Source organism: Azonexus sp. IMCC34839 (assembly GCF_047047955.1).
Lineage (GTDB): Bacteria > Pseudomonadota > Gammaproteobacteria > Burkholderiales > Rhodocyclaceae > Azonexus.
Genome location: NZ_CP150631.1, coordinates 2,942,181 through 2,956,386 on the forward strand (window position 1 = coordinate 2,942,181; position 14,206 = coordinate 2,956,386).

Genomic DNA, 14,206 nt, shown 5'->3' on the forward strand with positions numbered 1-14,206 from the left:
AGCAGGCGGCAGGCTGCTTGTGCTCACTCGACCAGGCGGTCGCGCCGGGCAAGGCCGGGGAAGAGGCGCAGCCAGAGCAGCGCGATGACGACCGTGCCGATGCCGCCGAGGACGACCGAGCCGACCGGCCCGAGCAGTGCCGCAGTCGCGCCCGATTCGAATTCGCCAAGCTGGTTGGAGGCACCGATGAATATCGAATTCACCGCCGACACCCGGCCGCGAATCTCGTCCGGCGTATCGGCCTGAACCAGCGTCTGGCGGATGACCACGCTGATGTTGTCGACGGCGCCGGTAACGGCCAGGGCAACGAGGGAGAGGCCGAAACTGGTCGACAGGCCGAAGACGATGGTGGCCAGGCCGAAGATGGCGACCGAAGCGAGCAGGATGTTGCCGGTATGGCGATGCAGCGGCCAGCGCAGCAGGGCCAGCGACATCAGGAAAGCACCGGCGGCCGGCGCGGCGCGCAACAGGCCCAGGCCTTCCGGGCCGGTGTGCAGGATGTCCTTGGCGAACATCGGCAGCAGGGCAGTGGCGCCACCGAGCAGCACGGCGAACAGGTCGAGCGAAGTGGCGCCCAGCAGGATCTTGTTTTGCCAGACGAAGCGCACGCCGGCCAGCACGCTGTGCAGGCTGGTGCCGCCTGGCGGGGGCGTCTGCGTGTAGCGCACGGCGAGCATCAGGCCTGCAGCGATGAGCAGCAGGATGGTGCCGACCAGGTAGACGGTTGTCGCCCCGAAGATATACAAGGCGCCGCCAATGGCCGGGCCGGCGATGATCGCCGCCTGCATGCCGCTGGCGTTGAGGGCGATGGCCTGGCCGAGAATCTTCGGCGGCACGAGTAGCGGGATCAAGGCTTGTTGGGCCGGCATCTGGAAGGCGCGCGCGACGCCGAGGATGATGGACAGACCGAGGATCAACTCGCGCGTTTCCTGGCCGGTATGGGTGGCGCTGAGCAGGGTCAGGGCGACGATGGCCTGGCTGGCCATGCAGGCGGCAAAGATGCGGCCGCGATTGAGATGGTCGGCGGCATGTCCGGCCGGCAAGGTCAGCAGCAGCGCCGGCACGAACTGAAAGAGGCCGACCAGGCCGAGATCCCAGGCGCTGCCGGTGAGGTCATACATCTGCCAGCCGATGGCGACCATCAGCATCTGGTTGGCCGTCATGGCCGCCAGGCGGGAGACCGAAAAGGCGAGGAAGGGGCGGTGGCGAATCAGTTCGCCGAGCGCGGGGTTGGCCATGCGGGGGGCTTTGCTAGGGTGGGGTGCTGGGGTATGGATGCCGGCGCGCTTGTTTCGTTCCAAAAAGAAAAGCCGCACGCGGCGGCTCTTCTGCGGTGCACCGGCAAAAACCGGCTTATTTCACGATTTGGTTCAGCTCGCCCTTGGCATAGCGCTCGGCCATCTTGTCGAGGCCGATGGCCTTGATCTTGCTGGCCTGGCCGGCGGCGCCGAAGGCTTCGAAGCGGGCCAGGCAGATCTTCTTGGCGGCTTCGCGGGCCGGCTTCAGGAAGTCGCGCGGGTCGAACTTGTCCGGATGCTCGGCCAGGTAGCGACGGATGGCGCCAGTCATGGCCAAGCGGATATCGGTGTCGATATTGACCTTGCGCACGCCGTGCTTGATGCCCTTGACGATTTCCTCGACCGGCACGCCGTAGGTTTCCTTCATGTCGCCGCCGAATTCGCGGATTTCGGCGAGCAGTTCCTGCGGCACCGAGGAGGAACCATGCATCACCAGATGGGTGTTCGGGATGCGGGCGTGGATTTCGGCGATGCGGTCGATGGCGAGGATGTCGCCGGTCGGCTTCTTGGTGAACTTGTAGGCGCCGTGGCTGGTGCCGATGGCGATGGCCAGCGCGTCGCAATTGGTCTGCTTGACGAAGTCGGCGGCCTGCTCGACGTCGGTCAGCAGGTCTTCGCGGGTCATGTGGCCTTCGGCGCCGTGGCCGTCTTCCTTGTCAGCCTTCATGGTTTCGAGCGAGCCGAGCACGCCCAGTTCGCCTTCGACAGAAACGCCGATGCTATGGGCAAACTCGACGACCTTCTTGGTCACTTCGACGTTGTATTCGTAGCTGGCGACGCTCTTGCCGTCGGCTTGCAGCGAGCCGTCCATCATCACCGACGAGAAGCCGGACTTGATCGCGGCCATGCAGACGGCCGGCGATTGGCCGTGGTCCTGGTGCATGACGATGGGGATGTTGGGATAGGCTTCGAGGGCGGCCAGAATCTGGTGGCGCAGGAAGGGCTCGCCGGCGTATTTGCGGGCGCCGGCCGAGGCCTGCATGATGACCGGGGCGTCGACCTGGGCGGCCGCTTCCATGATGGCCCAGACCTGTTCCATGTTGTTGACGTTGAAGGCGGGCAGGCCGTAGCCGTTTTCGGCGGCATGGTCGAGCAGCTGGCGCATGGAGACGAGCGGCATGGGAACTCCTGTGTTGTGTCGTGTTTGGTTAAGCGGAATATTTTAAAGGATTTGGTGTTCGCCGACCCGGACGATCTTCAGCGTATTGGTCCCGCCGGCGGTACCGATCGGTTCGCCGATGGTCAGGACGATGAGGTCGCCCTTGTTGACCACGCCCTTGGCGATGAGCAGGGTTTCGGCCTCGGCCAGCAGGCGGTCGCGGTCGCTGTGCTGCTGCGTCATCTGCAGCGGATAGACTTCGCGGTAGAGGGCCATGCGGGCCACGGCACCAGCGTCCGGGGTCAGCGCGTAGATCGGCACGCCGCAGTTCATGCGGCTCATCCACAATGCGGTCGAGCCGGACTGGGTCAGCGCGGCGATGGCCTTGACCTTGAGGTGGTGTGCCGTCCAGATCGCCGCCATGGCGATGGACTGGTCGATACGGGTGAACACGCGGTCGAGGAATTCGCGGTCGAGCGTCACTTCAGCCGAACGTTCGGCCTCGACGCAGACGCGGGCCATCGATTCGACGGTTTCGACCGGGTATTTGCCGGAGGCGGTTTCGGCCGACAGCATGACGGCATCGGTGCCGTCGAGCACGGCGTTGGCCACGTCGGACACTTCGGCGCGGGTCGGCACCGGCGAGTTGATCATCGATTCCATCATCTGTGTGGCGGTGATGGTCAGCTTGTTCTTGTCGCGGGCCAGACGGATCATCTTCTTTTGCAAGGCCGGCACGGAGGCGTCGCCGACTTCGACCGCGAGGTCGCCGCGGGCGACCATGACGCCGTCGGAGGCATCGAGGATTTCTTCCAGGTTGGCCACGGCCTCGACACGCTCGATCTTGGCGATCAGCACGGCCTGGCTGCCGGCGGCGCGCAACAGCTGGCGGGCCATGTACATGTCGGCGGCGCTCTTCGGGAAGGAGACGGCGACGAAATCGACGCCGATCTGCGCGGCGGTCTTGATGTCGTCCATGTCCTTGGCGGTCAGCGCCGGGGCGGTCAGGCCGCCGCCCTGGCGGTTGATGCCCTTGTTGTTCGACAGGTCGCCGCCGACCAGCACGCGGGTGTGGATTTCCTGGCCGCGAACGATCATGACCTCAAGTTTCAGGCGGCCGTCGTCAAGCAGCAGGATATCGCCCGATTGCACGTCCTTCGGCAGTTCCTTGTAGTCGAGACCGACGCGCTCCTGGTTGCCCATGGCGCAGCCGGCGTCGAGGATGAAGGAGTCGCCGTCATGCAAGGTGATCTTGCCACTCTCGAACTTGCCGACGCGGATCTTCGGCCCTTGCAGGTCGCCGAGGATGCCGACGGTTCGACCGAGCTTGGCCGCCGCGGCGCGGATGCCTTCGGCGCGGGCCTTGTGGTCGTCGGCCGTGCCGTGCGAGAAGTTCATGCGCACGACGTCGATGCCGGCGGCCACCAGTTTTTCCAGTACTTCCGGTGACGATGAGGCGGGGCCGAGCGTGGCGACGATCTTGGTATGGCGTGACATGTCTTCTCCCTGAAACGGTTTGTTGGTTTTTGCCGATTTTGGGCAGTGCACCGCAGCAGTGCCGCGGTGCGCGCCCATACAGCCTTACTTGGCGGCCGCGCGCTCTTCGAGCACGGCGATGGCCGGCAGGGTCTTGCCTTCGAGGAATTCCAGGAAGGCGCCGCCGCCGGTCGAGATGTAGCCGACGTCGTCGTGGATGTGGAACTTGGCAATGGCGGCCAGCGTGTCACCACCACCGGCGATCGAGAAGGCTTCGGAGTGGGCGATGGCGGAAGCCATCATCTTGGTGCCGCCGGCAAACTGCGGTAGCTCGAAGACGCCGACCGGGCCGTTCCAGACGATGGTGCCGGCGTTGGCGATGATCTCGGCCAGCTTGGCCGAGGTCTTCGGGCCGACGTCGAGAATGCGGTCGTGGGTGTGCACGTCGTCGATGGAAATCTTGTTGGCGCGGGCCAGGGCGGAGACTTCGTCGGCGACCACGACGTCGGTCGGCAGCGGCACTTCGGCGCCGCGTTCCTTCATGATGTCCATGATGGCGTGCGCTTCCTTGACCAGGTCCGGCTCGGCCAGCGAATCGCCGATGCGCTTGCCGGAGGCGAGCAGGAAGGTGTTGGCGATGCCGCCGCCGACGATCAGCTGGTCGACCTTGTCGGCCAGCGACTTGAGGATGGTCAGTTTGGACGACACCTTGGAGCCGCCGACGATGGCGACCAGCGGGCGTTTCGGGTTGTGCAGGGCCTTGCCCAGCGCGTCGATTTCAGCACCCATGAGCACGCCGGCACAGGCGACAGGCGCGTACTTGGCGATGCCGTGCGTGGTGGCTTCGGCGCGGTGGGCGGTGCCGAAGGCGTCATTGACGTAGATGTCGCACAGCTTGGCCATCTTCTGCGCCAGTTCGTCGTTGTTCTTCTTCTCGCCCTTGTTGACGCGGCAGTTTTCGAGCAGGACGACCTCGCCCGGCTTCACTTCGAAGCCGCCATCGACCCAGTCCTGGATCAGGCGGACCGGCACCTGCAGCAGCTGGCCGAGGCGTACGGCGACCGGCATCAGGGTGTCTTCATGACGCAGTTCGCCTTCGGTCGGACGGCCGAGGTGAGAGGTGACCATGACGGCGGCGCCCTTCTCCAGGCAGTACTTGATCGAGGCCAGCGAAGCGCGGATGCGGGTATCTTCGGTGATGTTGCCGGCTTCGTCCTGCGGCACGTTCAAGTCGGCGCGGATGAAGACGCGCTTGCCGGCGACGTCGAGGTCGGTCAGTTTGATGACGTTCATGGTTATCTCCTAGGTGGTTTTTTGATCGTTCCAGAGGCGCGACCAGTGGTCGGCAACCTCAAGCATGCGGTTGGCGAAGCCCCACTCGTTGTCGAACCAAACGAAGAGGTTCACGAGGTGCGTGCCGGCGGTGCGCGTCTGGCTGCCGTCGACAATGGCCGAATGGGGATCATGGTTGAAATCGATGGAAGCGTGCGCCGCTTCTGAATAGGCGACCAGGCGCTTGAGCGGGCCGCGCGTCGCTTCGGCGAGCAGGGCATTGACGCTGTGTGCCGACACAGGGCGCTGCGTGGCAATGGTCAGGTCGATGGCCGAGACATTGGTCGTCGGCACGCGGATCGCCTTGGCCTGCACCTTGCCGGCCAGTTGCGGCAACAGGCGTTCGACGCCGCGAGCCAGGCCGGTGGAAACCGGAATGATCGACTGCATGGCCGAGCGCGTGCGGCGCAGGTCGCTGTGGTGGTAGCCGTCGATGAGCGGCTGGTCGTTCATTACCGAATGCAGTGTGCTGAGCAAGGCCTGCTCGACGCCCAGTTCGCGGTCGAGCAGATCGAGAATGGGCACGATGGCATTGGTCGTGCACGAGGCCGCGGAAACCAGGTGTTCGCTGCCGGTCAGCGTGTTCTGGTTGATGCCGGCGATGATGGTTGCGTCGACATCCTCGGCGCTGGCGCCGGGGTGCGACAGCAGCAGACGCGGGGCACCGGCCTGCAGGAAGTTTTCCAGTTCGCCGCGCCGGCCATAGATGCCGGAACATTCGACGACCAGATCGACGCCGTGCCAATCGACCGCCTCAGGCGTCTTGCCGTGGCTGACGCGGATGACCTCGCCGTCGATACGCAACTGACCATCAACGGCCTCGACGCTGCCGGGAAAGCGCCCGTGCGTCGAGTCGTAGCGGGTCAGATAGGCCATGCTGTCGAGGTCGGCCGGCTCGTTGATGGCGACGACCTTGAGATTGTGCGCTACCGACGATTCCAGTAGCGCACGCAGGAAGCATCGGCCGATACGGCCATAACCGTTGATGGCGAGGCGAGTGGTCTTGGGCAATTAGTTGGCGGCCTGGACTTGGGGTTTGGGGCGCTCCTCGCCTTCCTTGGGCGCGACGCCGGATTCCTTCGGATCGTAATGCACCTCGGCCACTTCCGTCGGTTTGTCCGGAGAGCAACTCTTGTAGCGACTCCAGCCACCGACGCTGACGTCGGTATAGAAGACGACGACGCCCTGCTCCTTGTAGTAGTACTCGGTGTAGGCGCGGTCACGGCCGAAATAGAAAGGAATATGGTGCTTGCCGGTACAGAAGGCGCGCTCGGAGGTTGGCTTGCCCAACAAGGCCACGGCCTCGTCGAACTTCATGCCGGGCTTGAGCTTGGCGAAGAGGCTGTCGGCCGGCGCATTGCCGGTGACGACAGGGGGCTCACCATCGGTCTTCTTGTCCTCGGCCAGGGTAGCGGAGGTGGCCAGGGAAAGGCAAAAGGCTGCAACGGTGATGCGGGTGATGCTGGGCTTCATCTTCATCTCCTTGGGGCAACGGGGTTTGACTTCGACTCTCTCCGGCTTGAAACAACTCGCCCCGCAAGCGCGGGGCGAGGGGTACAGCTTATGGGTGAATTACTTGGCGTTCATCCAGGCGCGGGCGGCGTCGAGCATGCGGCAGGAGTAGCCCCACTCGTTGTCGTACCAGGCCAGGACCTTGACCAGGGTCGAACCGTCTTCGCCCTTGAGGACACGGGTCTGGGTCGCGTCGAAGGTCGAGGAGACGGTGGTGTGGTTGAAGTCGGAGGAAACCAGCGGCTCGTTGTTGACGGCCATGATGCCCTTGAGCGGGCCGTTGGCGGCCTTGGTCATCAGCTCGTTGATCTCTTCCTTGGTGGTGGCACGCTCGGCGGTGAAGGTCAGGTCGACCAGCGAGACGTTGATGGTCGGCACGCGCAGGGCGAAGCCATCGAACTTGCCGACCAGTTGCGGCAGCACCAGGCCAACGGCCTTGGCGGCACCGGTCTTGGTCGGGATGATGTTGGCGGCAGCAGCACGGGCGCGACGCAGGTCCTTGTGGCGGACGTCGACGGTGACCTGGTCGTTGGTATAGGCGTGCACGGTGGTCATCAGGCCGGTCTTGATGCCGATGTTGTCGGACAGGACCTTGGCGACCGGGGCCAGGCAGTTGGTCGTGCAGGAGGCGTTGGAAACGACGGTCATGCCGGCGTTGAGGGCGCCTTCGTTGACGCCGACGACGATGGTGGTGTCGACGTCGTCGCCGCCCGGGGCGGAGATCAGGACGCGCTTGGCGCCTTGCTCGAGCAGAGCCTGGGCCTTGGCCTTGGTGGTGTAGGCGCCGGTGCACTCGAGCAGCACGTCAACGCCGTGGCTGGCCCAGTTGACGCCCTTCGGGTCCTTGGTCGAGTAGAAGGCGATCTTCTTGCCGTCGATGATGATGCAGTTTTCACCTTCGGTTTCGACGGAAGTGCCGAAACGGCCATGCGTGGTGTCGTACTTCAACAGGTGGGCGTTGGTGGCGAGATCGCCGGAGGCGTTGATCGCCACGACCTCGAACTCGTTCTGCAGACCCTGCTCGTAAATCGCGCGTAGCGTGCAGCGACCGATACGACCGAAACCGTTGATAGCAACCTTGATAGCCATAACTACTCCTCTCTCTGTAAATCTGTGGTGAATCAGGACAGCATTGCCTTCGCCGTGGCGACGACGTTGGCGACCGTAAAGCCGAACAGGTCGAACAGCTGACCGGCCGGGGCGGACTCGCCGAAGCGGTCGATGCCGATCACGGCGCCGTGCAGGCCGACGTACTTGCGCCAGAAATCCGGATGGGCCGCTTCGATGGCGATGCGCTTCTTGCAGCCGCCGAGGACGGATGCCTTGTATTCGGCCGACTGACGGTCGAAGACGTTGGTGCAAGGCATGGAAACGACACGCGCCTTGATGCCTTCGCCGGCCAGTGCTGCCTGGGCGTCGAGCGCCAGCTTCACTTCGGAACCGGTGGCGATCAGGGTGATCTGCGCTTCGCCGTCGGCTTCAGAGAGCACGTAGCCACCCTTGGCAATATCGGCGTCGGCGATCTTCTGGGTCACGGTCGGCAGGTTCTGGCGCGACAGGGCCAGGATGCTCGGACCATCGGTACGCTCGACGGCACCGATCCAGGCAATGGCCGTTTCGGTCGCATCAGCCGGACGCCAGACATCGACGTTCGGGATGATGCGCATCGATGGGATGTGCTCGACCGGCTGGTGGGTCGGGCCGTCTTCGCCGAGGCCGATGGAGTCATGGGTATAGACCATGATCTGGCGCTGTTTCATTAGCGCCGCCATGCGGATGGCATTGCGGGCATAATCCGAGAAGACCAGGAAGGTGGCGGTGTAGGGAATCAGGCCACCGTGCAACGCGATGCCGTTAGCGATGGCGGTCATGCCGAATTCGCGCACGCCGTAGTAGCAGTAGTTGCCGCCTTCGGTCTTGGTGACACCCTTGCTGCCCTTGACGAAGGTCAGGTTGGAGCCGGCCAGGTCGGCAGAGCCGCCGAAGATTTCCGGCACGGCCGGGACCAATGCGGCGATGGCGTTCTGCGAGGCCTTGCGGGTGGCGATATTCTCGGCCTTGTCGCGGCAGGCGGCAACGTAGCTGGCCTTGGTGGCTGCCCAGGTGGTCGGCAGTTCGGCCTTCATGACACGGCGCTCGAATTCGGCGGCTTCGGCCGGGAAGGCGGCGCGGTAGGCGGCAAAACGGTTGTCCCAGTTTTCCTGGAAAACGGCACCGGCCGGCTTGCGGTTCCATGCGTCGTAAACCTCGGCCGGGATTTCGAACGGCGCATGCGGCCAGCCGATGTATTCGCGGGCGGCGGCAATTTCGTCCTTGCCGAGCGGTGCACCGTGGCAGTCGTGCGAACCCTGCTTGTTCGGCGAACCCATGCCGATGGTGGTCTTGCAGCAGATCAGGGTCGGCTTGTCGGTCACGGCCTTGGCGGCGAGCAGTGCCTTTTCGATGGCGTCGGCATCATGGCCGTCGACGGCCGGAATGACGTGCCAGCCGTAAGACTCGAAACGCTTGGGAATGTCTTCGGTGAACCAACCTTCGACGTGGCCGTCGATGGAAATACCGTTGTCGTCCCAGAAGGCAATCAGCTTGCCCAGGCCGAGCGTGCCGGCCAGCGAGCAGGCTTCGTGCGAAACGCCTTCCATCAGGCAGCCATCGCCCATGAAGACGTAGGTGTGGTGATTGACGATCTCGTGGCCGGGCTTGTTGAACTCGGCGGCCAGCACCCTTTCGGCCAGCGCGAAGCCGACGGCGTTGGTGATGCCCTGGCCGAGCGGGCCGGTGGTCGTCTCGACGCCCGGCGTGTGGCCGAACTCGGGGTGGCCGGCGGTGCGCGACTTGAGTTGACGGAAGCTCTTCAGGTCGTCGATGGACAGATCGTAGCCGGTCAGGTGCAGCAGGGAATAGATCAGCATCGAGCCGTGGCCGTTCGACAGCACGAAGCGGTCGCGGTCGGGCCACTGCGGGTTGGCCGGATTGTGGCGCAGGTGACGGCGCCACAGCACCTCGGCGATTTCCGCCATGCCCATCGGGGCACCCGGGTGTCCGGAATTCGCCTGCTGGACGGCATCCATGGCGAGGGCGCGGATGGCGCCGGTCAAAGGTGAAAACTTGGGGGAGGTGCTGACGCTCATGTTCCGGAAATCCAGCCTGCTGAAAAGCCGAAATTATCCGGGAAAACCCTCGTTTTGTGTAGGGTAAGTTGCTAATGCGGCAGGCTTTCCGGGCCTGCCGCAGGGTCAGGCTTATTGAACCTTCGAATCGTAGTTGATCATCATCAGGACGCCCATGCCGCCGCCGAAGGTGCCGCCGGTGTAGGCAACGCTGCCCTGGCCGGGATAGACGACCTCATAGCGATGGCTATCCGAACCGAAGTAGAACGGGATGAAGGCCTTGCCGGTGACGTAGGCACGCACGTTGTTGCTGACGCCGATGATGCGCTCGACCTCGCTCTGGTGCATGCCGATCTGCAGGCGCGCCCACTTGCTGTTCGGCGGGATGTTGCCGTACACCTCGCCGTCGTAGGTGCCGTCCTTGGATTTGACGTTACACGGGTTGCACGCCTTGCCGGCAGTGCTTTCCTTGGGCAGAGGGGCAGCGGCTGGTTCGGCCGGGGCGGCCGCCGGCTTGGCTGTAGCGGCACTCTTCGGCTTGGCCGGTTCGCAATCGGCGGGCAGCGTTTCGCCCTTCTTCGCAGTTTTCGCCTTGGTCGTCTTTTTCTTGCCGGTGGGTTCCGGTGGGCATTCCGGCTTGCTTGGTGCCGGGCTGGGTTCCGGGGCCGCTGCAACAGGAGCCGGTGCCGGCTCGGCCGGCTTGGTTTCGTTGCTACGGCAGCCGGTCACGACGATGCCGGCGGCGAGCAGGAGGGCAATAGGCAGGTTACGCATCGCTGTGTCCCATGACGTTGGAAAGCCGCAAATTTAGCAGGTCAGGCGGTGTGATAGCCAGTGACGCGTTCGACTTCGTTTTTCGAGCCGAGAATGACTGGCACGCGCTGGTGAATCTTTTCCGGCTGAATGTCGAGGATGCGTTGACGCCCGGTGGTGGCGGCGCCACCGGCCTGTTCGACCAGAAAGGCCATCGGGTTGGCTTCGTACATCAGGCGTAGCTTGCCGCCCTTGTCGCGCACCTTCTCGTCCATCGGGTACATGAAGATGCCACCACGCGTCATGATGCGATGCACATCGGCCACCATCGAGGCGACCCAGCGCATGTTGTATTCCTTGCCGAGCGGGCCGCCCTTGCCGGCGACCATTTCGTCGACATAGCGCTTGACCGGGGCTTCCCAGAAACGCTGGTTCGACATGTTGATGGCGAATTCCTTGGTGTCGGCCGGAATCTGCACCTTTTCCTGGGTCAGCACGAAGCTGCCCTGTTCGCGGTCGAGGGTGAATACGGCCACGCCGTCGCCAACGGTCAGCACGAGCAGGGTGGTCGGGCCATAAACGGCGTAGCCGGCGGCGACCTGGGCGGTACCCGGTTGCAGGAAGGCTTTTTCGGCGGCTTCCGGCGTCGACAGATCGGCGCCGTCCGGGCACTTGAGCACCGAGAAGATGGTGCCAATGGAAACGTTCACATCAATGTTGGAGGAGCCGTCGAGCGGATCGAACAGCAGCAGGTATTCGCCTTGCGGGTAGCGGTTGGGCACCAGGTGCGGCAGGTCCATTTCCTCAGAGGCCATGGCGGCGAGATGGCCGCCCCATTCGTTGGCTTCGAGCAGGATCTCGTTGGACAGCACGTCCAGCTTCTTCTGGGCTTCGCCCTGCACGTTGTCGCTGCCAGCTTCGCCAAGGACGCCACCCAGGCTGCCCTTGCCGATGGCGACGGAAATGGCCTGGCAGGCACGGGAAACGATTTCGATCAGAAACTTGAGGTCGGCGGTGATAATGCCCTTGCTGCGCTGCTCTTCGGTAAGGTAGCGCGCCAGCGTACGCTGTGCCATGGTGACTCCCTGCGGCGGTGACAAAGGCGGAATTTTACCCCGCGCGGCAGCGGGCGTGCAGCAAGGCGAAGGCTGCAGCGCTGTTCATCGGCCGGCTGAGCAGGAAACCCTGCACCTCGTCGCAGCCGTTGTCGCGCAGCAAGGCAAGTTGTTCTTGGGTCTCGACGCCCTCGGCGATGACATGCAGGCCGAGCGAATGTGCCAGGGCGATGCTGCCGAAGGCGATGGCCCGGTCGTTCAGATCGGTGTCGATGTCGCGCACGAAGGAGCGGTCGATCTTCAGGTGCGTGATCGGGAACAGCTTCAGGTAGGCCAGCGAGGAATAGCCAGTACCGAAGTCGTCGATGGCCAGGGAAATGCCCATGGCGCGCAGCTTGAGCAAGATCTGGATGGCTTCCGCCGGGTTTTGCATGACCGAGCTTTCGGTAATCTCGATTTCGAGCAATTCGGCCGGCAGGTCAGTGACGATCAAGGCGTTGGCCACGGTTTCGCAGAAATCGCGGCGATGAAGTTGGCGTGCGGATACGTTGACGGCGACACGCATCGGTTTCAGCCCGGCGTCGATCCAGCGCTTCATTTCTCGGCAGGCATTTAGCAGCACCCATTCGCCAATTTCGACGATCATTCCCGTCTCTTCGGCGACGGGAATGAAGCGGGCCGGCGAGATCATGCCGTCGGTTGGATGGTGCCAGCGGAGCAGCGCTTCGACCCCGGTTGGTTCGTTGCCGTCGGCGCGGAATTGCGGCTGGAATTCCAAAGCCAATTCGTTGCGATTGATGGCGTGGCGCAACTTGCGCTCGATGTCGAGACGCTCGGCGGCAACCAGATTCATCTCGTTGGCGAAGAACTGGTAATTGTTACGCCCGTTTGCCTTGGCGTGGTACATCGCCGTGTCGGCCGATTTGAGCAGGGTGTTGGCGTCGACCCCGTCATTCGGGAAAAGGCTGATGCCGATCGATGGGCTGGTGTGCAGTTCGTGTCCTTCAGCCTCGATCGGTGCTGACAGGGCGGAGATGATCTTGCCGCCGACGATGGCGGCGTCGGATGGGGAATTAATGCCGGGGAGGACCACGACAAACTCATCGCCACCCAGGCGGGCAACGAAGTCGGTTTCGCGGGTGACTGTGGATAATCTGCTGGCAACCTGACAGAGCAACTCATCGCCGATCTGGTGGCCCAGGGTGTCGTTGATCACCTTGAAGCGGTCGAGGTCGATGAACATCACGGCAACGGTCCAGTCGTGCCGCTTGGCCTCTGGAAGCAATTGGCCGAGACGGCTGGACAGTGCAAGACGATTGGGCAGTCCGGTCAGGGCGTCGGTCTGCGCCATGTGGCGCATCCGTTCCTCGGCCTGCTTACGTTCGGTGATGTCGACCAGAATCCAGATGTAGTGCGCCGGCGCGCCGCTATGTGGGTCGTCGACTCGGCTGATGCGGATGCCGGCCGGAAACTCGTCGCCATTTTTGCGGGTGACCGGCAGTTCGCCTTGCCAGGCGCCCATCGAGGTGAGGCTCATCTGCAGGCTTGCCGCTTCGACAGGGTCGGCGAAGCTGGCGAGGCTCTGCACGGTGTGGCCAACCAACTCGAAGGACTCGTAACCGGTCATCTGAGTTGTGGCGGGATTGATCGACAGGATGCGGTGCGCTTCGTCGGTGAAGATGATGCCGGTCGGGGTGTGCGTATAGACCTTCTGGGCCAACTGCTCGCGTTCGGCGGCTGCGCGCCGATCAGTAACGTCCGTATAGATCGTTACGAAACCGCCTCCGCTCAATGGAACGCCTCGTATCTCGAGCGTGGTCCCATTCGGTCGGGTCCGTTCGAAGTGATGTGCAGTCGGGTTTTTGACTCGCTCGACAAGGGCGTCGACAACTTTCTCCGCATCTTCTGCCCCATATTCGCCGCGTTCGGCGTTGAAGCGAAAGAGCTTCTCTAGCGTTACCGGCCCCTGCATCAACAGGGAGGGCGGGAAGTCGAGCAACTGCAAAAACGCCTGATTGTGCAGGACGAGTTTCAAATCCTTGTCGAACAAGCTGATGCCTGCCGGTATGGCCTCGATCACGGTCTGGAAAAGGTCGTGCTGGGTCCGTAAGCCTTCCTCGGCGGCTTTTCGCTCGGTGATGTCGGTATAGGTGGTGATGAAGCCTGCCAGGGCGCCATCCAGATAGAGCGGTTCGCCCTGCACAAGATTGGTCTTGCCGTTTGGCCGTGTTCGCTCGAAGCAATGGGCTTCGAATTTCAGTGCTAGGCCGGTGATCCGCTGGACATGCTCTTCCGGGTCGCCCGGGCCGTATTCGCCGCGTTGGGCAGGAATTCGGATCAGATCGGAGAAGTGAACGCCTTCGTAAACGGCATCGGGAGGTAGTTCAAGCACATCCATGAAGCCCTGGTTCCAGACGCGCAACCGCAGGTGTTCATCGAACACGCTGATGCCTTGCGGCATATTGGCAAGTACGGCCTTGAGGTAGGCGAGCTTGCGGCTGGATTCGCTGGTTTGGAGAGCCACCGTTTATATATGCTAGATATTAAAATCAATTTCCCTATATTTAACAGATA

The 14,206-nt window shown here is 63.3% G+C and carries 11 protein-coding genes; all 11 read right to left on the reverse strand.

The genetic code is table 11. From position 1 onward, the window contains the following. Nucleotides 1-23 precede the first annotated feature (23 nt). The 11 genes from WIF35_RS14320 to WIF35_RS14370 all read right to left on the reverse strand — a co-directional run bounded on the left by WIF35_RS14320 (nt 24) and on the right by WIF35_RS14370 (nt 14,156). The gene (locus WIF35_RS14320) at nt 24-1,238 is read right to left on the reverse strand and encodes an MFS transporter (RefSeq protein WP_412478898.1); all 1,215 of its coding nucleotides are present in this window, start codon (nt 1,236-1,238) and stop codon (nt 24-26) included. Between the two features lie 115 nt (nt 1,239-1,353). Further along, nucleotides 1,354-2,418, reverse strand: a complete 1,065-nt coding sequence (gene fba / locus WIF35_RS14325; protein WP_412478899.1) for a class II fructose-bisphosphate aldolase — start codon at nt 2,416-2,418, stop codon at nt 1,354-1,356. Between the two features lie 42 nt (nt 2,419-2,460). Next, entirely contained in the window at nt 2,461-3,894 is a 1,434-nt protein-coding gene (gene pyk / locus WIF35_RS14330) for a pyruvate kinase (RefSeq protein ID WP_412478900.1), read from the reverse strand. An 84-nt stretch (nt 3,895-3,978) separates the two neighbouring features. Then, nucleotides 3,979-5,166: a phosphoglycerate kinase gene (locus tag WIF35_RS14335; RefSeq protein WP_412478901.1), complete on the reverse strand. Its 1,188-nt coding sequence runs from the start codon at nt 5,164-5,166 to the stop codon at nt 3,979-3,981. A gap of 9 nt (nt 5,167-5,175) precedes the next feature. Next, entirely contained in the window at nt 5,176-6,216 is a 1,041-nt protein-coding gene (locus tag WIF35_RS14340) for a type I glyceraldehyde-3-phosphate dehydrogenase (RefSeq protein ID WP_412478902.1), read from the reverse strand. Next, nucleotides 6,217-6,678 carry a hypothetical protein gene (locus WIF35_RS14345; RefSeq protein ID WP_412478903.1) on the reverse strand — a complete coding sequence of 154 codons (462 nt, stop codon included), beginning with the start codon at nt 6,676-6,678 and terminating at the stop codon, nt 6,217-6,219. It lies immediately after the preceding gene. A 99-nt stretch (nt 6,679-6,777) separates the two neighbouring features. After that, complete coding sequence (gap, locus tag WIF35_RS14350; RefSeq protein ID WP_412478904.1) at nt 6,778-7,806, reverse strand: type I glyceraldehyde-3-phosphate dehydrogenase; 1,029 nt, start codon at nt 7,804-7,806, stop codon at nt 6,778-6,780. A 32-nt stretch (nt 7,807-7,838) separates the two neighbouring features. Further along, nucleotides 7,839-9,845, reverse strand: coding sequence for a transketolase (gene tkt, locus WIF35_RS14355; protein ID WP_412478905.1), 2,007 nt, complete (start codon nt 9,843-9,845; stop codon nt 7,839-7,841). 111 nt (nt 9,846-9,956) lie between these two features. Beyond that, the gene (locus WIF35_RS14360; protein WP_412478906.1) at nt 9,957-10,598 is read right to left on the reverse strand and encodes a hypothetical protein; all 642 of its coding nucleotides are present in this window, start codon (nt 10,596-10,598) and stop codon (nt 9,957-9,959) included. 41 nt (nt 10,599-10,639) lie between these two features. Next, nucleotides 10,640-11,653, reverse strand: coding sequence for a class 1 fructose-bisphosphatase (locus tag WIF35_RS14365; protein ID WP_412478907.1), 1,014 nt, complete (start codon nt 11,651-11,653; stop codon nt 10,640-10,642). 34 nt (nt 11,654-11,687) lie between these two features. Further along, entirely contained in the window at nt 11,688-14,156 is a 2,469-nt protein-coding gene (locus WIF35_RS14370; protein WP_412478908.1) for an EAL domain-containing protein, read from the reverse strand. Nucleotides 14,157-14,206 lie beyond the last annotated feature (50 nt).